Origin of the sequence: Bradyrhizobium sp. 35 (genome assembly GCF_023073215.1) — a bacterium.
Taxonomy (GTDB): domain Bacteria; phylum Pseudomonadota; class Alphaproteobacteria; order Rhizobiales; family Xanthobacteraceae; genus Bradyrhizobium; species Bradyrhizobium canariense_D.
In genome coordinates this window covers 47,506-68,022 of record NZ_JADPJC010000074.1, presented here as the reverse complement: position 1 = coordinate 68,022, position 20,517 = coordinate 47,506, and the positions used below count along the sequence as shown (strand labels likewise).

Below are 20,517 nucleotides of genomic sequence, written 5' to 3'. Positions count from 1 at the left end.
AATTATTCGAGGACTGTGCTTGCTCGATGACGGTCGACGTCATCGAGCACTTTGGTGGTCACGTCCCTATCACCGTCTCGACCGAATTGGCGCCGGATAGCGCGCGTCGTTGTTGCGGCCTGTAAACGAGGTACGTCCCGGCCAGACCACAGAGCGCTGCCGCGCTCATCCAATATCCCGGCGACGCATTGTCACCAGTGGCAGCGATCAGCCAGGTGCAGATCGCTGCCGTAAACCCGCCGAACGTCGTTGCCAGACTATATGCGAGGGAGAATCCCGACGTTCGCACACCCACCGGCATGACTTCGGTCAATGCGACGATCATCGCGCCGTTGTAGCTGGCGTAGATGAAAGACAACCAAAGTAGGACCGTCAGCATCTTCGGGAACGTCGGGCCTGCGGCCAACCAGGAAAGCGCGGGATATGCAGTCAGAAATGCCAAAGTCGAAAAGGCGATGAGGATCGGCCGACGACCAATCCGATCGGACAACGAGCCCATGATGGGAAGCCAGATGAAGTTCGATATTCCCACGCAAATCGTCACGATCAGGCCATCGGCCGCGGTCAGCTTGAGGACCGATTTGCCGAATGTCGGCGTGTAGACGGTAATGAGGTAGAACGACACCGTGGTCATGATCACCATCATCATCCCGGCAAGCACAATGCTCCAGTTTGCGAGGATGGAGCGATAGATCTCGCGGGGTGTCGGATGATGCTTCCGCGCCAGGAATTCATCGGTTTCCTGCAGCGAGCGTCGAATGAAGAATACGAAAGGAACGATCAGGCAGCCGATGAAGAACGGAATACGCCAGCCCCAATCGTCAAGCTGCGCCGGTGCAAGCCATGCATTGAGAGCGAAACCCAGCGAGGCCGAGACGATGATCGCGACCTGTTGACTTGCCGATTGCCAGCTGGCGTAAAAACCCTTCTTTCCCGGTGTGGCCATTTCCGAGAGATAGACGGAAACCCCACCAAGCTCGACGCCAGCCGAGAAGCCTTGCAGCAGGCGTCCGATCAAGACGAGGATCGGGGCCAATATGCCAATGGTTGCGTAACTTGGCACGAACGCGATGAGCACCGTGCCGGCAGCCATGATCGACAGTGTAACGATCAGGCCTTGGCGCCGGCCGATCCGATCCACGTAGGCGCCGAGGATGATGGCGCCGAGCGGGCGCATCAGAAAGCCTGCGCCAAACGCAACGAAGGTCAGCAGCAGTGACGCGTATTCATTTTCGAGTGGGAAGAATGCCTTGGCGATGTACGACGCGTAGACGCCCGACAGAAAGAAGTCGAACATCTCAAGAAAGTTGCCACTGGTGACGCGGAGCACCATGCCAAGCTTCGACTGTCCGGTGGTAACCGTCATGCCGTCCTCCCTTTTATCGTTTATGTTTTTTTGTCTTGTTCACCCGTCTTGCAGGTGTTGCAAACTTGATCGCGGCCGGATTGACCGATACGCGAGGAGCGATCGTTCAAGCTACGATTGCTGCCTCATCGTATATCAGCTGCCTGTCACCAACCTGTCGCTGCCGCACTCCGCAAGAAAATCGGTTTGAAGACGACGCGCTTGATGAGCCGGCAGATATGGGGGGCTTCTCTCGGATGTTATTCCGTCTGAAATCCAGATCCCTGGATTTCTATCGATCCTGCAACGCGCGGCGCCACTCTTTGAGGAAGCTCGCTCGTTTCGATTGATCGAGATAGGTGAGCAATTCTGCACCAATATGGATCGGCTTGACTGCGCCGCTGCGATCCGCAGGTATCACGCCTTCCGCGCCGAGACCGAGGCGCACAGGACCGACTGACCGGGCCAGGAGAAATTTCTGGCCGCGTTCTGAAAGCAGGTAATCAAGAAACAATTTCGCGGATTCCGGGTGGGGCGCGGTGACGGGTATAAAGGCTATTCGCGACATCAAGGTGATGTAGTCGGCAGGAAACACGATTCCGATAGAGGCATCTTCCTTGGCCCGTTCGATCGCGTAAGACCCTATCATATTGTAGGCGAGCAGATGTTCGCCGGATGAAATCCGATCAAGCACCGTTCCGGTGGTCGAATAGAGCTTGATACCGGCGCTGCCAAACGCACGGACCAAATCCCACGTTGTCCTGGTGATTCCGGCATCGCGCGTGATGAACAGGAAACCGGTCCCGCTCTGCTCCGGGTCATAGGTTGCGATCTTACCTCGATAGATGTCAGGCTTTCGGCTTAGAAGGCTCTTCAGGTCAGTGCGGGTTCGGGGTACATCGGACTCCGCAACGAGGTTCTTGTTATAAACAATGACAATCGGCTCCGCCGTGATGGCATAGGCTTCGTCTTTCCAGATGGCCCAATCCGGGATATGCGCAATTTCCTTCGAGACATAGGGTTGAGCATAGCCGTCATTGACGAGCTTGATCTGCAGATCCATCGCGGAGCTCCAGACAATGTCTCCGGGTGCTGCGCTGGAGGTCGAGGGATCCACGACTTGATTGTAGATATCGTTCGAGTTGATCTTTGTATGGACGATCTCGATGTCCGGATGACTTGCCCGGAAATCGGCAAGCAAGTCGGCGACGTCCGCGTCCTGGGTCGTCGATACGATGTTGAGCTGCTCTCGAGCTCCGGCGATAGCGGATGCTTGCCCTTTGAGAGGGCCGAGCTGCGCCTGCTCCGACATGGCAGGCCACGTCAGCAAGATCCCAACGCACAAGGCCAAGGCTTTGGCAGCCGCCATCGTGACGTTTCCTCGTCCATGAGCCGCTTTGCGGACTTCAGTTTGTTCAGGACCGCAGCCATTCGTACGGCAGCGCACAATCCGGCCTCAACTTGAGCTTTCACCATCACGCTTGGCAAGAGGAAAGCTCACGGAAACCCGCAGACCCCGGCCTTCCGGGCCAGGTGCAAGCACGATTTGGGCCCCGAGACGGTCCGACAAGGCTTTCACGATGGCTAGTCCAAGACCACTGCCTGCAGGGCCGTTCGCCATCGGAATCCGATAAAAACGCTCGAAAACGCGGGCCCGATGGGCCTCCGGAATTCCCGGACCGGTATCCTCGACTTCAATTCGCGCGGTCGTGGCGTCAACAACCGCGCGAACCAGGACCATCCCCCCGGGGCGGTTGTAGCGGATCGCATTGTCGATCAGGTTTGCCAGCAATTCGCCAATCAGGACCGTATTGCCGGCGATGACCGCGGGACAGTCGGATCGATCGAACTGGACGTCGATGTCGTTCGCGAAAGCCTGTGGGGCACGCTCCGACAGGACATTGAAGGCGACCTCATTCAGGTCAACGTTCTCCGCGGCCGGTTGCGCAATGTTCTGCTCGTCGGCCCGTGCCAGTGTCACGAGCTGCCCGAGCAGCCGTTCAAGGCGGTTGATGGCGTTATCGACCTCGTCGAGGGCAGATTGGCCCGCCGGCGTTTCCGACCCCAGGCGTCGCACCAGATCGAGATGCGTCCGCAGTATCGCCAATGGGGTTCGCATCTGATGCGAGGCATCGGCTGTGAATCGGCGCACCAGTCCGATGGCCAGATCCAGCCGCTGTAGCAGGGAATTTACCGCGAGCGCCGGTGCTAAAGCTTCCTGCGGCACCCGGGAAAGGTCGAGCGGACTGAGATTTGGACCGCCCTGAATACCGCGCGCGTCGATTTCTTGCTTGAGTTCGCCAAGCGGCCTCAGGCCTCGATCGACGGCGTACCAGCCGAGGCAAGCGATGAGGCTAATCAACCCGGCCTCGAGCATCGCCAGTCCGATCAGCATTTCACGTTCGACGACGCGGCGCGCCTGCACCGTTTCGGCCACTGCGACGAGGACCAGCTCCGGCCTGCCGTAGACCTGCCGCGCCTGCGCGCCGATACGAACCGTTTTGCCGCGATACGCGCCATCGCGATGGCCGGTTTCGCCAGCCTTCAATCGATCGAAGCCGGATAGTGGAAGATCCTTGTAACCGGTGATCAATTCGCCGAGGTAAGTCACGCTGTAATAGATGCTGTCGTGCGACTGGCTTTCCAGCATGCCGAGCGCAACCTGCGGCAAGTCGACCGTCAGTTCGCCATCTTCCACGCCGACGCGTTCGGCGATGGCGAGAACCGACCCATCGAGCAACCGGTCATGAACTGTCTGCACAACGCGCTGGATCAGCAACATACCGCCGATTCCAAGCACCATCGCCAATACAATGGCGGGCGCCACCAGATTGGTGAGGAGCGTTCGCCTCAACGACGGCCGCCAGGTGGCGATCACTGTACCTCCAGCAGATAGCCTAGCCCGCGGACGGTTCGGATCCGCGGCCCGTCAGGACCGAGTTTCTGGCGAACGCGACCAACATAGAGTTCCGCCGCGTTCGGCGCTACCGCCTCGTCGAAGCCAAATACCTCCGCGATCAGGCGCTCCTTGGAGACGACTTTGCCGGCGCGGGTCATCAGCACTTCCAGCACGGCAAACTCGCGCCGTCGCAATTCAAGCGGCCGGCCGCTCAGTGTAATCGTGCCCGCGGCGCGGTCGAACGCGAGCGGGCCACAGATCAAGGTTGGATTTGGAAGCCCCTGTCCCCTTCTCACGAGCGCGCGAACGCGGGCATCAAATTCGGCGATATCAAATGGCTTGGAGAGATAATCGTCGGCGCCGAGATCGAGCCCGCTGACCTTATCGCCGGTCGCGTAACGGGCAGTCAGAATCATGACCGGAACGGTCGACCCGGCTTGCCGTATCTTGTGCAGGACGCCGAAACCCGACACGTTCGGCAAGTTGATGTCCAGAATGATGAGGCTGTAGGGTTCCAGCAAGGCGGTCTGCGCCGCCGAAGCCCCGTCAGACTCGATATCGACGGCGAACCCGGACAGCTTGAGCCGCTCGGCAAGGCCGCGCGCCATGGCGGCATCGTCCTCGACAATCAGAATCCTCACTGAACAAACCCTTGCGTTCGCACCACCCGTGCGCGGGAGACGTCACCGTGAGGCTAGAAGGACAGTATCGAAAGATCAAATCGGAGCTTCCTCGCGGATGTACGGCTCGCATCCTTCGGACACTTCGCCAGGAGAGGGCCGCGTGCTTCCCGGCATCCCCTCCCTCGACGGTTCGACTTTGCCAGGCCAGTCCCCATATCGTGTGGCAACACGTAACGATACAGCGAGCAGCTTTGATGGCCAGGAGACGCGTGACGGAAACGGAAGCCGACGATCTCCCCCGCTATTTCGTCTGGGTGCGCGGTCTTGAGGGCCCCGAACCGCAGAAATGGATGGCGATGGATTTCGGCGTCGGTGACTGGAAACGGCCGCTCGTGCTCGCCTATCTCGAGCTACCTGAGGGCGAGCGACACTTGCCGTTGTCGGCGCTGGCCCGGCGATATCCGCCGCCGCGGGCAGAGGCTTCGTAGAGGGGCCATCCTGGACGGACGCGAGGATCTCGCCACCCCGTCAACCCAGGGCGAGCAACGCCGCATCACTGGCAGTACTGTTTTCCGCCATAGGTATGACATTTGCCGCCCTCGCTGCTGGCCGGAGCAGACGGCGCGCGCGGGCTCGGTTCGTGGCGGGACACCGCCTTTGGTTTCTGGGGCGACGGATCGGGACGCCGCTGGCACACGCCCTGGGCGTCCAGCACGAATTTGTTGTCACAGACGATCTGGACGCAGCGGTCGCCAACCGCCTTTTGCCCCCTCGCACAAACCAGCGGGCAGATGCGATCGGGCCGGGCGCGCACCGCATCGAGCGCGTCGAGGCTTGCGACCTTCACGTCGAATTTCGTACCGGCATATCTGTTGAAGCTGTCGAGCGCCTTTTGCGACGGTGCAGTCCAGGCGCCATCGGCCGCACCGGGATCGCAACCGACACGCTTCAGGTGCGCCTGGAGCAAGCGGGCGATGTCCGCAGGATCCATCGCTGGCACGCTAGTCGGCGCCACGGCGAGAGCAGCAGCGGGCGCGGCGGGCGGGGTCAGAGCGGCAAGCGTAGCCTGGCGCTCCTTCTCGCGCCGGTCTGCCTCGCGCTTCGCCGCCTCGATCTGTTGCTGCGCCTCCAGCGCGGCCTGCTTCATCGCCTGCTCGACCTGAAGGGCCGCGTCCTCCGCCTGCCGGCGCGCCTCCGCAACCTGCCGCCGGGCATCGTCGAGCTCGCGCTTGGCCTGCTCGGCGATGCGTTGGCGCTCCTTCTCCAGATCGCGCCGGGCCTGCTCGGAGATCTGCTGCGTGGCCCGTTCCGTCTCACGCGCCGCCTGCTCCTCGATCTGTTTCCTGAAATCGTCGCTCTTCTGCCGGACCTGCTGCTCGGCCTGCCGCTGTACGGCATCGGCGTTTTCGCTGATTTTTTCTGCGGCCTCGAGCTTGTCGAGCGCCGCATGCGCAAAGTTGGCATAGATGCCGGTGGCATGAACGGCGAGAAAGGAAAGCCAGGCCTGCTTGGTGCCGGCCTGCGCCGCAAGCTCATAATCCCGCCGGGCTCCCGCGTTCGGATCGATCGGCGGTGCAACCGGCGGCACCAGCGCCACGGTGTCGCCGCCGAGCGATCCGTAGACGAAGGGCTCCTGCCGCCGCCCCGTGCTCTTGAGCACCTCGTCGCGAACCCGGCCAAGCGTCAGGCGAAGGTCGAGGCCCGGTGTCGCCAAATGATTGAGGAGCGCGGTCGCAAACGGGCTGTGCGCACCGTCGCCGTCGCCGGCGACCGCGCCGGCCTTGGCGGCGAACGCAATCAGCGTATCCGCCGTGGCGGGCTCGATCTTGGCGAGGCCGCGGCCCATCGAACGCGTGGCGACACTGCGTGTCATCCGCTCTGCAAACGGATTGTCGCGGCAGGCATCGAGGATGACGAGCCGCAGCCGCTTCGCCGGATTTATCGCCTGGAGAATCCGGTCCAGCGGGACCGCCTCGTCCTCGACGTCGAAATCGCTCTGCAGCCTGGCATCTGCCGGAATCAGGAAGTTCGCGCCGTTCACCTCGATGCCGTGACCGGCGTAATAGACCACGGCCATGTCGGAATCCGCGGCAACCGCAGCAAAATCGCGCACCGCCCGCCGCATCTCGATGACGCCGAGATCGCGGCGAAGCTCCACGATATCGAACCCCATCCGCTTGAACACGTCGCTGATGGCGGCCGCGTCGCTGTCGGGATTGGCCAGCCGCGCGACGCTCTGGTAGTTGGACACACCAAGGACCAGCGCCACTCGCTTGTCGGCCTGCGCGGTCGTCGCCGCTGCCAGCATCAGAGCAATCGCCAGCGCAACACGGCCGGCCAGACGCTGCAGGCGTGACATCGGAGCCGGGAGGATCAATCCGACCATGGTGCAGGCTTCATTCCGTCAAGGAGCCCTAGGCTGGCTCCGGGATGATTTCGAGGGTCTCCTCCCGTAAGTCAACCCGTCTGTGGCCTATCTCACTTCCCGGTGCCGCCGTGGGCGTCAGGCCAAACCTCCGGCGGCATGACTGCGGCCGACGAAGCTCGACCTGATCAAGGAGCCGTATCAGCAGTTCTACAAGAACAATGCCGGTACCGCGCATCTGGTGCAGCGACTGCCGGGCCCGCCCATGCCGCCGGACGAGCCAGTGCGACGAAGCAGTAGGCATCGCGTCGGGAACGCCAGACCGATGCCTTGCGCCCCCATGATTATGGGTGTCGCGGCGCCCGCACCGCGGCTAAACTTGGCCCTGCGCCGCGGGGGACACGCGGTGCAGGACGACGATGATCATGACCGAACAGGGCGAGACGGGTGAAGCCATCACCATCCTCCTCGTCGAGGACGACGCGCCGACCTGCTGGCGGCTCCAGGACGCGCTGGTCAAGGCCGGCTACGAGGTGCGAAGCGCCGGTACGCTGGGAGAGGCTCGTTCGGCGCTGAGCGCGGCTGTGCCGCGCGTGCTGCTCACCGATCTGCGGCTGCCCGACGGCCACGGCGTCGAGCTGATCCGCGAGACAAGGCAACGCTTTCCCGACACCGAGATCATGGTGATCTCGGCGCTCGGCGACGAAGAAAGTGTGATCTCCGCGATCACGGTTGGCGCCACCGGCTATCTCCTGAAGGATGCGTTCCCCACTGATATCGCCACCACCGTGCGCGATCTTGTCGCCGGCCATTCGCCGATCTCGGCCTCGATCGCCCGCTTCATCGTGCGCAGGACGCAAGGTTCCGCGCAGAATGCGGCCGAGCCTCCGCCGGGCCCCGCGCTCAACACCGCAAGGCTCACCCCACGCGAGATCGACATCCTCTGGGGCATTGCCAAAGGTTTCAGCTACGCCGAGATCGCAAGCCATCTCGGCCTGTCCCGGCAGACCGTGCCCGGCCACATCAAGAACATCTATCGCAAGCTCGAAGTGCACACCCGCAGCGAAGCGGTGTTCGAAGCGGTGCAGCAGGGCCTGATCAAGCTGTGAGCGAGATCGTGGCCAAGGCACCGGTCAAACCCGGGCGGCGCCGGCTGCTGGTCTCGCGTCTCGTGCCCTATCTGCTGCTGCAGGCGCTGATAGTGGTCGCGACCGTCCTCGGGCTGCGGCTGCTCCAGCCCAGCGACCCCGACGACTTTGCGCTGAGCGAATTCTCGCTGCGCGAGGACGGCGTGGCACGTCCCGTGACGCTGCCGCATTTCACGTCGTCACGCTATTCCCTGGCCGACCCGCCGCTCTACACCGGCGCCTTCACGTTCCGCCGCGGCGATGTCGCGTCGGGATGGTCGGTATTCCTGCCGCGCTTCAGCAACGCGGTGGAAGTCTCAATCAACGGCGTCGTCATCCTGGATTCCCGACGCGATGCCAACGCCAACCGACCCGACCGCAACACTCCGCAAATCGGGGCGATCCCGTCCTCGCTGCTGCGCGAGGGCACGAACGAGATCGCGGTACGGCTGTTGGTTTGGGGACCGCTCAAGGGCTTTCTCGACACCGTCTATGTCGGGCTGGATGCGGCCTTGCGGCCGGCCTACGAGACACGCACGCTGATGTTCGTCACGTTGCCCGTGGTGTTCTCCGCCTGGCAGTCGATCCTCGCCGTCATCCTGGCGATCATGTGGCTGATGCGCCGCCGCGAGCCGGTTTACGGCGTGCTGGCCGTGGCGATGGTACTCGGCGTAGTGCAGGCCTTTGCGCCGCCACCGGTGCCCCCCTCAACACGTCCCGGCTCGCCGCGGTATTGCTCGCGTCCGCACCGATCGAGAGCGCCCTGGTCGTCGTCTTCGGCGTGCTGTTCTTCGGCTGGCGCTGGCCGCGCTACGGCATGCTGCTGTTCGCGCCGGGGCTCGTCGTGTTCGGCGTCGGACTGATCGCCGGCCCGCCGCTGCCGCGCATTCTGTTTCTCCTGCTTGGCATTCCTACCGTCGGTCTCTGCCTGCTCCTGATGGCCTGCGTCACCGCTGCCGCGGTGGTGCGGCGGCAGGACGCGGCAAGCTTCACGCTCGGCTGCGCGGTGACCATCGTGCTGATCTGCTGGGTCCACGACATGCTGTCGGTGTTCGAGATCGTGACCGACGAGCGCATCTTCCTCTCGCGCCTGTCCTACTCGGCGATGCTGGTCGCGATCGGCGCCGGCTTGACCTGGCGGTTCGCGCGCGCGCTGAACCAGGTCGACAGCTTTGCCGACCAGCTCGTGACGCGCGTACGTGAGGCCGAGGAGCGGCTGAAGGCGAGCTTTGCCCGCGAGGAGGAGCGCGCAAGGGCAGCCGCGCTCGCCAATGAGCGCACGCGGCTGATGCGCGACCTGCATGACGGCCTCGGCGGCCAGCTCATCAGCATCGTGGCACTGTCCGAGCGCGGGCACGAGGGCGCGACCATCACCGACGCTGCCCGTGCGGCGCTGAAGGACCTCCGCCTCGTCATCGACTCCATGGACGACATCGGCGGCGACCTGATGCTCGCACTCGGCTCCTGGCGCGAGCGAGCGACCGCGCAATTGCGACCGCACGACATCGCGCTCGACTGGCACGTGGCCACGCCGCAGGGGCTGCCGCTGCATCCCGAGCTCAGGCCATGGCATGTCATCCAGATCGTGCGCATCCTCGACGAGGCCGTGACCAATGCGGTCAAGCACGCACAGGCCCGCCGCATCGCGGTCACCATCGAGACGGTCGACGAAGGTCAGGGGCCGTTCGGTGTGATCAAGGTCGCGGATGATGGCAAGGGCTTTGCGAACGGTTCTGCGCCGGTCGGCAGCGGCAGAGCCACCGACGCGGGCCAGACCGCGCGGGGGCTTCGCAACATGAGGAGCCGTGCCGCGCGCTGCGGGGCGATGCTCGATCTGAGCTCGGATTCCTCAGGCACGCGCGTGCGGCTGCAATTGCCGCAGATTTTCCCCGACAGCGGTGCCGCCGTCGGCTGAAAAGCCCCCTCTCCGAACGTGTGGGACGCGCGGAGAGAGGGACGGGCCGGATGATTTGCCTGCGGAAGACGGGGGTTCGTCCGCAATGCTCCTTCGCCCGAACTCTTTCGTCTTTCTCAGCGCACGCCGACGCGATTGACCGGACCACCGCGATTCATCGGCGTGCCCGCGCGCACGCCGACACCGGGCGCACCGACCCCGGGTGTCGCGACCGCGACTGCGGCGGCCGGCGCAGCGACCACTGCCGCTCTCGGCCGCACCACGCAGCCCTTGGGTATGCCGACCGTCTTGCAATAGACCACCGCCTGCGCCGGGCTCGTGCCCAGCGAGACCGTCGCCGCACCTGCCAGCGCCAAAATTGTCAGCCCGGCGCTCAGCGCTCCCGCTCTTTTCGACATCTTGCTCTCCTGCTTCCCGTTCGGCGTCCCGATGCAATCACCGGGTCTCGCGGCCGACGTGCAGCCTGAATGACAAAAGACGGCGCGCTGATACATGCCATGAAAATGGGGGTACGGCGGCGGGAGGGGCTGGCCGATGCCATGAACATGGCATGGACCTGCGCCCGGCGCTCGCGAGATGGTCCGGCCCGCTTGATCCCAGGCGGGACCAACGACATTCCCAAGGAGGTGTTTTATGAAGATCTCGGTTCTTGCCGTGCTGCTGCTCGCCGCTACCGCCCAGACCGCCGCTGCGCAATCCGGTCCGACGCCGCAGGAGCAGATGACCTGCCGAAGCGACGCGAACAAATTCTGCGCCGAACATATCGGCAAGCCGCCACAGATGAATGCCTGCCTGCGCGAGAACAAGTCGAAGCTTTCGGACGGCTGCCGCAAGGTCGTGGAGTCACACGGCGGGTGAGTGCTCGCGTCCACAACACAAATCTCGGCGGCGTCAAAGCCGTCAGGCCATAGACGTCGATGCGCCGGTCATAGGTCGGGCGCGCGCACGACGGCGAGGATGGACGCTAATCGTCGTCGCCGAATAGCCTGATCTGCGGAAAGCCGCCGCGCGGCCTGCTCGGGACCTCGCGCGCATCGGCATCTTCGCGGATGTTGCGCGCGACGTCGTCCCAATCGGTGCGGTCGCGCATCCCACGCGGATCGCGGAAATCGTAGTGGCGGCGCTCGGCCCAGCGCTCACGGCGCTCCGTCCGGCGCCGTTCAGACGTGGCGCGCTTGACGTCAGAATCCCTGGCCTTGGCATAGGCGTTGTCGGATGAGGATGACGGCTCTGTCGATGCTTGCCGCTCGGCAGGCTTTGCGACTTGCGGAGGCGACGCCGGTGGCGGTTTCGGGGGCTCCACCGCTGCCGCCTGCGAAGGCTGTTGCGCTGGCTGTTCAGCGTTGGCTTGAGTGGTCTGCGTGTCGGGCTTCACCGCTTCGGACTTTGCCTCAGGCTTGGACTCGGCCTTGGCGTCGGATTTGGCTTCGGCCTGCGCTGGCGCGGCGACCATGGCGCCGAAGGCTTGCGAGCCGGTGAGATATTGCAGGCGCTCGGATGGCGCTTCCGTCGTGGCGGGCTTGGCGTCAGCGCGCTGCGCGATCTTGCTGGTATCAGGCCCCTGCTTGGGCGAGACCGGATTCATGATATTGCCGGCGACAATGCCGCCGCCGAGACCAATGGCGATGGCTGCGACGATGGTTCCTGCACCGACGAAATAGGCTGTCGAGGCGCGCATTGGTCCACTCCCTCTTTGGAGCGGGCAACGCTTGTCAATTGCAGGATGTTCCCGATATAGCCGCAGTTCCGGAAGGAACTTGCGCGTCAGATCTGCTGCGCCACCTTCTCGAGCCCAATGATGCGGGCGAGCTTGCGCACTTCCTCTTTCTGGTCGTCACGCAGCTGGAACAGCAGCGGCATCGCGGCCGACTTCAACTGCTGGACCTCGTCGCAATTGGGATCGATCGGCACGCCCTGCACGTTCGGATTGGACAGCTTGTTTGCCGAGATCTTGCGGACAACGTTGCGCAGCGCGGTCTCGACCGACGGCCAGTAATATTCCTGCGACGACGACAACTTCAGACGGTCCCTGATGCCCGCAATCTGTACGTCGGACAACAGCGAATAGGATTTCTGCGGCTGCGGCTTGGCGACGACCTTCGGCTTGGCCGGGACTTCGACGGCAGGAATCTCTGCAGCGGCCGGAGCCTCGTTCACGCTCGCCTTGGGCATCGGGAAATCGGATGGCGTGGCGGCGGCAAACGCCTGACGCAGCGGCTCGGTCAGCACGGGCATTTGCGAGAGCTTGTCCGCCGGAACCTGAACCGGGTCGATGGCGGCCGAGGCTAGCGCCAGCGTCGGAACCAGACGGTCGGCCTTGGCGGCCCGATTGGTTGCAAGCAGCTTGGGCGCCGGCGCCTGCGTGATCATTTCGGCGCTGACGCTGGGCACGCTATCGCGGCCGAGAATGGCGGTGGTGGCGGCGCCGAGGACGAGGAAGCAGGTCAGCACGACGATGGTGATGGCTTTCGACAAACGTCTCTCCGCAACCGGCTTCAAGTCCACGTGATCACTGCGCGCAAACTGGGCGAAAATTAAGGCTTAACCGTGCCATCGCGGCGGCAATCGCGCGGACTGCGGCGACATGATCTGGAAAGGTCAACAAAATCAAGCAGCTAGCGCCAGATCGTAAGCGTCCTGGATGTCGGCCACGATCTCCGAGGCCTCCCAGACTCCACGCGGCTCGACCGATTGCAGCGCCACCGTCCAATTGCCGCCCCGGCGGGTGCGGGGGACGCTGACGATGTCGAAGCGAACATTGCGGCACAGCGGGTGGCGGGCCAGCGCATGGGCCACGCGAACGCGAATTTCGTCCAGCGAAGCCGCCGTCTTGGCGTTGAGAAAGTCGAAGTCCATCGCCTGTCCCTCTCGGTCCTGATTGGCGCCTGAGGGAATTCTGGGCGATCGATGGTTAATCTGCCGTTAAGTGACCGCTTCTAAGGAGCGCTCGACTAACTGTGATGGAGGGGACGGGCCCTGTCGGTCTCCGGTTTTTACGGGGAGAGGCGGCCACCCGCCTCTCGATACTCCGCGACCGTCCGCGCGACGAGATCGTTGGCCTCCATCACTTCGGTTACACCCGATATCGAATGCCCGCCGCTCCAGATATCGCGCCAGCGCTCGGGGCGGCTCTCGCGCGCGTTGACTTCGATGTCCTTGCCGACGTCGATTGCACCGCGCGCCGGCAGATCGTCGGGGTCGAGACCGGCTGCCAGGATCGACGGCTTGAGCATGCTGGTCTGCAGGCCCGTGAACGCGGTGGTCAGCAAGATGTCGTCCGCGCTGCCGTCGACCAGCATTTGCTTGTGACGCTCATCCGCCATGCTCTCCCGCGTCCCGATGAACTTCGTACCCATGTAGCCGAGATCGCAGCCGAGCACTTCGGCCGCGCGCAATGCGTGGCCGTCGCTGATGCCCCCCGCGAGCACGATGATGCCATCGTAGAACGCACGCACCGCGCGGACGAAGGCGAACGGGTTGAGCCAGCCGGTTTGCCCGCCCGCGCCGGCGGTAAGCAGCACGAGCCCGTCGGCACCTGCTTCCGCCGCGCGTTCGGCGTGGCGGATCGAGGCAACATCCGCAAGCACCAATGCGCCGACGTCGTGCAGCGGCTTGAGCACCGTCGTGGGCGAGCCGACCGAGGTGATGACGATCTCCGGCCTGTGGTGCAGCAACACGGCGAGATCCTGCTCCAGCCGTGCATTGGAGCGGTGCACGATCAGGTTTGGGCAAAGCGGCGCGGCCTTTCGGCCGGTTTGATCTTCATGCCGCCGCAGCCGCGCTTCGATGTCGGTGAGCCATTCATCGAGTTGTTCGGTGCTACGGCAATTCGCGGTGGGGAAGCTGCCGATCACGCCGTTGCGGCAGGCCGCGACCATGAGCTCGACGCCCGACACCAGAAACATCGGCGCGGCAATCAGCGGCAGGGCGAGACGACCGTGGAAATGTTGCAGCCGATCTGACGTCACGCGTGCCTCCCTCGCGCGGGCTTAGTCGTTCCATCCCGCATTCCCTGTGCTAGCGTCGCGGTAAACATTGGCACGCCGGAAGCCGATAACAAAGCAGCGAGGAAACATATGTCCGATCCGCTCCATGCATCGTCCCCGACTTGCGCGCAGGCGCTGCGGGCGCTGTCGCGCTATCCGGGCCGAACCGCGTTCGCGTGGCCCGGCGGATCGCTGAGCTATCAGGGCACCATCGACCTGATCGGGCGCATCCAGGGCGTGTTCATGCGGCTTGGATTGCAGCCCGGCGCGCGGGTCGCCTTCCTCACCGCGAACCGCGCCGACACCTGGTGCGCCGGCGTTGCCGCGCAATTGTCGCGGCTCTGCGTCACCTGGCTGCATCCTTTGGGATCGCCGGGAGACCAGATGTTCCAGCTCGAGGATTCCGAGGCCGAGGTGCTGGTGGTCGATGCGGCCGCCTTCCACGATCGCGGCGGCGAGCTCGCCGCGCAGGCGACCTGGCTCAAGGCGGTGTTCACCACGGGACCGGCCAACTATGGCGTCGATCTCTTGCAGGCGATCGAGATCGAAGGCCATGCCAGCGCGCATTGCCTCGCCCGACCCGACGACCTCTCCACGCTGAATTACACCGGTGGCACCACCGGCAAATCCAAGGGCGCGTTGCGCTACCACCGCGAAAATGCCGGAGCCGCGGCCGCGATCCTCGCCGACTTCGAGATTCCCGATGGCGCGCGCTACCTCGCGGTGGCACCGATCAGCCATGTCGCCGGCACGAAAGTGCTACCGACCTTGATGCGGGGCGGCACCGTGCACATGCTGAAGGGTTTCGATCCCGAGGCGGTGCTGGGGACTATCGCACGCGAGCGCATCAACTTCACGCTGTTCGTGCCGACCATGGTCTATGTGCTGCTCGATCATCCCGCATTGAGCAGGACCGACCTCTCCTCGCTCGAGCTGGTGCTCTACGGCGCCTCCGCGATGTCGCCGAGCCGGCTGGTCGAGGGCATCGAACGGATCGGGCCGGTGTTCTCGCAGCTCTACGGCCAGACCGAATGCTACCCAATCTCGGTGCTGCGCAAGGCGGATCACGATCCCAAAACGCCCGAACTGTTCCTGTCCTGTGGCTTCCCGATCGCGGCGTGCGAGGTCAAGATCCTCGACGACAACGACCAGGAGGTGAAGACGGGCGAGGCCGGCGAAATCTGCGTGCGCGCTCCGCATGCGATGGCGGAGTACTGGAAGCGGCCCGACACCACCGCCGAGACGCTCAAGAACGGCTGGGTGCACACCGGCGACATCGCTCGTAAGGACGATCGCGGCTACATGTTCATCCTCGACCGCAAGAAGGACATGATCGTCTCCGGCGGCTTCAACATCTTTCCGCGGGAAATCGAAGACGTGCTGTCACAGCACGCCGATGTGGCCATGGTTGCGGTCGTCGGCATCCCCGACGAGAAATGGGGCGAGGCCGTGACCGCTGTCGTCGTCCTGCGCGAAGGCGCAAAACCTGACGCCGATGAACTGATCAATCTGGTGAAGACGCGAAAAGGCTCGGCTCATGCACCGAAGCAGATCCAGTTCGTCAAGCAACTCCCGATGACCGGCGTCGGCAAGGTCGACAAGAAGATGCTGCGCGCGAGCTTTTGGAGCGGGCGGGGCCGGATGGTGGGATAGATAAGGTGCCTCACCGCTTCTCGATCACCAGGCTTTGCACGGCTCGGCCGAAATAGCCCTGCCGGTCGGCGAGCCGCGACATCGCAAGCCCGGCACCATCGGGGCCGATCCAGGAATCACCGTCGAGCAGGATCCATTCGCCGACCGGCTGGCGCGCAAAGCTCACGGTGAGGTCAGCGTTGATGTAGGTCCAGGCGCGGAAATCGAGCGACGAGGCGGTGCCGTTGGAAAAATCGGCCGCGACCACGGCGCGCGTCGCCTGGGAGAGCGGTTCGCCCGCGATCAGGGGATGGTCGACGCGAAACCAGATCGCGCCGGCGCCGGCTTGCCCGAAGCGGCCGCGCGCAGCGCGCATCGAGACTGAACGTACGAACGGGCTGGTAGCGGCATGACCGTCCTCGAGCAGCGAGTCCTCCGGCGACGGCAGCGTAACCGGCAGCGCCTTGACGTGCTCGGGCAGCGTCAGCGCCTGGCGCTTGATCTTGAGCACGGTGGCGCCGACCACCTGGACGCCGTCGGCGAGCAGCTTGACTCCGCAGAGCTGGATCTTGCGGCCCTCGCGCAAGATCTCGGTCGCGATCGTGAGTGGTGCCACCGGCACCGGGCGCATCAGGTCGATGGTGACGCGCGCGATGTCCATTGCAACTGGCGTCGGAATGCGCTCAGCCGCCCACGTCACCAGCGCGGCCGGCGCCGAACCGTGCTGCATACGCCGGTCCCACGGGCCCGCGGCATCCGGGCTGGTGACGACGCTGTCGCCGTCGATGCGGTAGATGGGAGGCATCGTTTCTCCGTGATGCACATTCGGTGCTGAGCAAAAGCTGTCGTCCCGGCGAAGTTCACAACGGCGGATCGACCGCCTCGTCGTATTCCTTCTTGAAGCGCGCGATCATTTCGGCGGCTGGCACGATGCCGTCGATGCTGCCGACGCCCTGGCCCGAACCCCAGATTTCCTTCCAGGCTTTTGGCTTGGCGCGCTCGCCGGAGGCGTCGGTGCCGAAGTTCATCTTGGAGGGATCTGACGTCGGCAGGTTCTCCGGATCCATACCGGCGGCGAGAATCGACGGCTTCAGATAGTTGCCGTGCACGCCGGTGAACAGGTTGGAATAGACGATGTCGTCAGCCGTCGCGCCCGCGATCATCTCCTTGTATTTGTCGACGGCATTGGCTTCCTTGGTGGCGATGAAGGCCGAGCCGATATAGGCAAAGTCGGCGCCAAGTATGCGCGCGGCGCGGATCGCCTTGCCGTTGCCGATCGCGCCCGACAGCGCGATCGGGCCGTCGAACCATTTTCGCGTCTCGGCGACGAACGCCAATGGCGAGATCGTGCCGGCATGGCCGCCGGCGCCCGCGGCGACCAGGATCAGGCCGTCGGCGCCCTTCTCGATCGCCTTGTGCGCAAACTTCTGGTTGATCACATCGTGGAAGACGATGCCGCCCCAGCCGTGCACGGCCTGATTGAGCTCCTCGCGTGCGCCGAGCGAGGAGATAATCATCGGCACCTTGTACTTGGCGCAAAGCTGCATGTCGTGATCGAGCCGGTTGTTCGACTTGTGCACGATCTGGTTGACCGCAAACGGCGCCGACGGCTTGTCGGGATGCGCGCGATCATAGGCCGCGAGCTCTTCGGTGATGCGCGCCAGCCACTCGTCAAGCAGCTCCGGCGGCCGCGCGTTCAGCGACGGAAACGAGCCGACCACGCCCGCCTTGCACTGCGCGATCACGAGATCGGGCACCGAGATGATGAAGAGCGGCGAACCGATCACGGGGATCGACAGGCGTCCCTTGAACAAGGCAGGCATGGACATTGCGAGACGATCCTCTGTTGGCGGTCACATCGAAGTTGGGAGCCATACCAACAAGGCAATCTTTCCACTGTCAAGTATTGCGTTTTAGCGCCGTGGAGGGACGCCGTTACCGCAATTCCAAGCCGCGGAATTCAGCGCGGACCGACGACATCACGCAAGCAAATCCGGATTGATCAGCCGCTCGAACGAGAACATCTCGTCCCATTTCTCCTGGGTCAGCAGCTTGCGCTCGACGACGACGATCTGATGCAGCGACTTGCCGCTCTTGTAGCCCTCGCGCGCGATCTCGGCGCATTCCTTGTAGCCGAGCAGCGGCTTCAGCACCGTGACGATACCGAGCGAATTCAGCACCATGTTGCGGGTGTGCTCCTCGTTGGCAGTGATGCCGACGACGCAATTCTCACGCAGGCTGTTGACCGCGCGCTCCATGGTGCGGATCGAGAAGAACAGCGCGAACGAGATCACCGGCTCCATCACATTGAGCTGGAGCTGACCCGCGGACGCCGCGAGCGTCACGGTGGTGTCGAGCCCGATCACGAGGAAGCTAGTCTGGTTGACGACCTCGGGGATGACAGGATTGACCTTGCCGGGCATGATCGAGGAGCCCGGCTGAAGCTGCGGCAGGTTGATCTCGTTGAAGCCGGCACGCGGGCCCGAGGCGAGCAGGCGGATGTCGTTGCAGATCTTGGTCAGCTTGCTCGCGGTGCGCTTGAGCACGCCGGAGAGCTGCACATAGGCGCCTGTATCCGACGTCGCCTCCACGAGATCGCCTGCTAGGATGAAGTCGACGCCGGTGAGCGCGCTCAGATGCCGGACCGCGAGCTTGGGATAGCCGTGCGCCGCGGTGACGGAGGTGCCGATCGCGGTGGCGCCGAGATTGATCTCGCGCAGCAGCGCGCGGGCCTCGGAGATTCGATCGACCTCCTCGCCCATGGTGGTGCCCCAGCCGCGGAATTCGGCGCCGAGCGACATCGGCACCGCGTCCTGCAAATGGGTGCGGCCCATCTTCAGCACGCGCTCGAACTCCCTGCCCTTGGCGAAGAACGCCTCCTGGAGCTGACGCAGCGCCGTCATGTAGCTCTCGAGCCGCAGGATCAGCGCCAGCCGAAAGGCGGTCGGATAGGTGTCGTTGGTGGACTGGCCGTAATTGACGTGATCGTTGGGGCTGACGTGCTGGTAGTCGCCCTTGGCAAAGCCGAGCGATTCCAGCGCGAGATTGGCGATCACCTCGTTGGCGTTCATGTTGGTGGAGGTGCCGGCCCCGCCCTGGATGAAGTCGGTGACGAACTGGTCCATCATATCGCCGGCGATGACGCGATCGCAGCCCACGATGATGGCTTCCGCGACTTTGGTGTCCACCGCGCCGAGATCGCGGTTGGCCATGGCGGCGGCCTTCTTGACGTAACCAAGCGCCTTCACGAAGTAAGGCTCCTGGTTCATCGGAATGCCGGTGATGTGGAAGTTCTCCTTCCCGCGGATGGTCTGGACGCCGTAATAGATGTCGTCGGCGATCTCACGCTGTCCGAGGAAGTCCTGCTCCGTGCGGCTCATGGGCGCTCCTTGCTTGCTCGCGCGACGTCCTCAGTTCTGGCACAGCGCGCTGGTGACGAAGGTATCAGTGCGGCAGTCATCCGGTTTGCGTTGCCTGCCCGGGATCAGAACCTTGGCCGAGCACTTTTCCGCGGAGTCGGCATTCAGGCTCTTGCCTTCCGTGTAGCCCTTGCTCTGGCAGAGTTTGTCGGCGGCGAGCTTGCAGTCGGGCGCGCCGTTCGACGAGGCCGGACAGGCCACGCGTCCCGACACCATGGTCGACGGCTTCGCCAGGCGCGACAAATCGTTCATGGTCTCGCTCGGGCTTTTGATCGGCGGCAGGATCGAGGGCAGCTTTTCGAACAGCTTGCCCATTTCGTTGATCAGCCCGGGGTTTTCCTCGTGCGCCGGCGGCGACGAAGGAGCTGTCGAGGGCGCCGGTGCGGCCTGCGGTCCTTGCTCCTGCAAGCCGAGCGCCGGCGGTGCGGATTGCGGCCATCCGGTACCGCCGGCAGCGAGCAGGACCGAAAGCGCCGCAAATGTCAGCGTGCCCAGTCGCAGGACCGGATTGCCGGATCGAAGCATCATGGCGGCAACCGTAGCCGAACGAGGCGCGGTGGCAAAGCGCCTTGGGCGTTAGATCAATTTGATTGCGACGACAAAGCCGAGCACGAGCACCGCGGCGCCGATTGCCACCACCAATCCGAGATGCTTCTCGATCTTGATCCGGATCCAGTCGCCGTAGCGGTTTAGCAGGATCGCCACGATAAAGAAGCGCCCGCCACGCGCCACGATCGAGCACAGGATGAAGAGCCCGAGATTGTAGCCGGCAAAGCCGGACGTGATGGTCACGAGCTTGTAGGGGATCGGCGTGAGGCCCTTGAGCAGGATGATCACGGCGCCCCATTCGGCATAGGAGGCGCGGAAGGCGTCGACCTTGCCGCCGAGGCCATAGACTTCGATCAGCCAATGGCCGACCGAGTCGAAGAGCAGCGCACCGATAGCGTAGCCCAGAAGGCCACCCAGCACCGACGTCGCAGTGCAGATCGCCGCATAGACCCAGGCGCGTTGCGGGCGCGCCAGTGACATCGGGATCAGCATCACGTCCGGCGGGACGGGAAAGAAGGAGCTTTCAGCGAAAGCCACGGCGCCCATGATCCAGAGCGCGTAAGGCTTGTGAGCGGCGTCGATGCACCAGTCGTAAATACGTTTCAGCATGGCGCCGCGATGAAGCACCATGGGACGGATTTGTCCATGCCGAGATGG

19 protein-coding genes and 1 pseudogene are annotated in these 20,517 nt (G+C 63.9%); 5 read left to right on the top strand and 15 right to left on the bottom strand.

Annotation, left to right across the window (positions count from 1 at the left end):
• Nucleotides 1–58: 58 nt before the first annotated feature.
• The 4 genes from IVB36_RS15855 to IVB36_RS15840 form a co-directional block, all read right to left on the bottom strand.
• Nucleotides 59–1,366, bottom strand: coding sequence for an MFS transporter (locus tag IVB36_RS15855; RefSeq protein ID WP_018453164.1), 1,308 nt, complete (start codon nucleotides 1,364–1,366; stop codon nucleotides 59–61).
• Between the two features lie 271 nt (nucleotides 1,367–1,637).
• Nucleotides 1,638–2,714 (bottom strand): ABC transporter substrate-binding protein, encoded by a 1,077-nt coding sequence (locus IVB36_RS15850; RefSeq protein WP_085350789.1) that lies wholly within the window; start codon nucleotides 2,712–2,714, stop codon nucleotides 1,638–1,640.
• An 87-nt stretch (nucleotides 2,715–2,801) separates the two neighbouring features.
• Nucleotides 2,802–4,223 carry a sensor histidine kinase gene (locus IVB36_RS15845; RefSeq protein ID WP_018453162.1) on the bottom strand — a complete coding sequence of 474 codons (1,422 nt, stop codon included), beginning with the start codon at nucleotides 4,221–4,223 and terminating at the stop codon, nucleotides 2,802–2,804.
• Entirely contained in the window at nucleotides 4,220–4,885 is a 666-nt protein-coding gene (locus IVB36_RS15840; protein ID WP_018453161.1) for a response regulator transcription factor, read from the bottom strand. Before IVB36_RS15840 ends, IVB36_RS15845 begins: the two co-directional genes overlap by 4 nt.
• A 236-nt stretch (nucleotides 4,886–5,121) precedes the next feature.
• Between IVB36_RS15840 and IVB36_RS15835 the strand changes: the two genes are divergently transcribed.
• Nucleotides 5,122–5,355: a hypothetical protein gene (locus IVB36_RS15835; protein ID WP_026232472.1), complete on the top strand. Its 234-nt coding sequence runs from the start codon at nucleotides 5,122–5,124 to the stop codon at nucleotides 5,353–5,355.
• Between the two features lie 65 nt (nucleotides 5,356–5,420).
• Here the strand turns inward: IVB36_RS15835 and IVB36_RS15830 are convergent, their stop codons facing one another.
• A complete protein-coding gene (locus tag IVB36_RS15830; RefSeq protein WP_247369883.1) occupies nucleotides 5,421–7,253 on the bottom strand; it encodes a caspase family protein in 1,833 nt (610 codons plus the stop codon).
• A 404-nt stretch (nucleotides 7,254–7,657) separates the two neighbouring features.
• On the opposite strand from IVB36_RS15830, the gene IVB36_RS15825 reads away from it, so the two are divergent.
• Both IVB36_RS15825 and IVB36_RS15820 read left to right on the top strand, forming a co-directional pair.
• Entirely contained in the window at nucleotides 7,658–8,341 is a 684-nt protein-coding gene (locus IVB36_RS15825; RefSeq protein WP_018453158.1) for a response regulator transcription factor, read from the top strand.
• A pseudogene (locus tag IVB36_RS15820) lies at nucleotides 8,338–10,274 on the top strand (ATP-binding protein). Before IVB36_RS15825 ends, IVB36_RS15820 begins: the two are co-directional and overlap by 4 nt.
• Before the next feature lie 116 nt (nucleotides 10,275–10,390).
• Here the strand turns inward: IVB36_RS15820 and IVB36_RS15815 are convergent.
• Nucleotides 10,391–10,672: a hypothetical protein gene (locus IVB36_RS15815; RefSeq protein ID WP_026232471.1), complete on the bottom strand. Its 282-nt coding sequence runs from the start codon at nucleotides 10,670–10,672 to the stop codon at nucleotides 10,391–10,393.
• 235 nt (nucleotides 10,673–10,907) lie between these two features.
• Here IVB36_RS15815 and IVB36_RS15810 point away from each other — a divergent pair, with 235 nt between their 5' ends.
• The gene (locus IVB36_RS15810) at nucleotides 10,908–11,132 is read left to right on the top strand and encodes a cysteine rich repeat-containing protein (RefSeq protein WP_018453155.1); all 225 of its coding nucleotides are present in this window, start codon (nucleotides 10,908–10,910) and stop codon (nucleotides 11,130–11,132) included.
• Between the two features lie 106 nt (nucleotides 11,133–11,238).
• Here the strand turns inward: IVB36_RS15810 and IVB36_RS15805 are convergent, their stop codons facing one another.
• The 4 genes from IVB36_RS15805 to IVB36_RS15790 form a co-directional block, all read right to left on the bottom strand.
• Entirely contained in the window at nucleotides 11,239–11,952 is a 714-nt protein-coding gene (locus IVB36_RS15805; RefSeq protein ID WP_018453154.1) for a hypothetical protein, read from the bottom strand.
• Nucleotides 11,953–12,038: 86 nt separating this feature from the next.
• A complete protein-coding gene (locus tag IVB36_RS15800) occupies nucleotides 12,039–12,749 on the bottom strand; it encodes a hypothetical protein (protein WP_018453153.1) in 711 nt (236 codons plus the stop codon).
• A 132-nt stretch (nucleotides 12,750–12,881) separates the two neighbouring features.
• On the bottom strand, nucleotides 12,882–13,130 hold the full coding sequence (locus IVB36_RS15795) for a hypothetical protein (protein WP_018453152.1): 249 nt from the start codon (nucleotides 13,128–13,130) through the stop codon (nucleotides 12,882–12,884).
• 137 nt (nucleotides 13,131–13,267) lie between these two features.
• On the bottom strand, nucleotides 13,268–14,242 hold the full coding sequence (locus IVB36_RS15790; RefSeq protein ID WP_018453151.1) for a nitronate monooxygenase: 975 nt from the start codon (nucleotides 14,240–14,242) through the stop codon (nucleotides 13,268–13,270).
• Between the two features lie 108 nt (nucleotides 14,243–14,350).
• Here IVB36_RS15790 and IVB36_RS15785 point away from each other — a divergent pair, with 108 nt between their 5' ends.
• Nucleotides 14,351–15,913 carry an AMP-binding protein gene (locus IVB36_RS15785; RefSeq protein ID WP_018453150.1) on the top strand — a complete coding sequence of 521 codons (1,563 nt, stop codon included), beginning with the start codon at nucleotides 14,351–14,353 and terminating at the stop codon, nucleotides 15,911–15,913.
• Nucleotides 15,914–15,923: 10 nt separating this feature from the next.
• Here IVB36_RS15785 and IVB36_RS15780 read toward each other — a convergent pair whose 3' ends face one another.
• The 5 genes from IVB36_RS15780 to IVB36_RS15760 form a co-directional block, all read right to left on the bottom strand.
• Nucleotides 15,924–16,697, bottom strand: coding sequence for a thioesterase family protein (locus tag IVB36_RS15780; RefSeq protein ID WP_247299252.1), 774 nt, complete (start codon nucleotides 16,695–16,697; stop codon nucleotides 15,924–15,926).
• 55 nt (nucleotides 16,698–16,752) lie between these two features.
• Nucleotides 16,753–17,721, bottom strand: a complete 969-nt coding sequence (locus IVB36_RS15775) for a nitronate monooxygenase family protein (protein ID WP_018453149.1) — start codon at nucleotides 17,719–17,721, stop codon at nucleotides 16,753–16,755.
• A gap of 150 nt (nucleotides 17,722–17,871) precedes the next feature.
• Nucleotides 17,872–19,272: an aspartate ammonia-lyase gene (locus tag IVB36_RS15770; RefSeq protein WP_018453148.1), complete on the bottom strand. Its 1,401-nt coding sequence runs from the start codon at nucleotides 19,270–19,272 to the stop codon at nucleotides 17,872–17,874.
• Between the two features lie 30 nt (nucleotides 19,273–19,302).
• The gene (locus IVB36_RS15765) at nucleotides 19,303–19,839 is read right to left on the bottom strand and encodes a hypothetical protein (RefSeq protein ID WP_018453147.1); all 537 of its coding nucleotides are present in this window, start codon (nucleotides 19,837–19,839) and stop codon (nucleotides 19,303–19,305) included.
• Between the two features lie 48 nt (nucleotides 19,840–19,887).
• The gene (locus tag IVB36_RS15760) at nucleotides 19,888–20,490 is read right to left on the bottom strand and encodes a YqaA family protein (RefSeq protein WP_085385485.1); all 603 of its coding nucleotides are present in this window, start codon (nucleotides 20,488–20,490) and stop codon (nucleotides 19,888–19,890) included.
• Nucleotides 20,491–20,517: the final 27 nt, after the last annotated feature.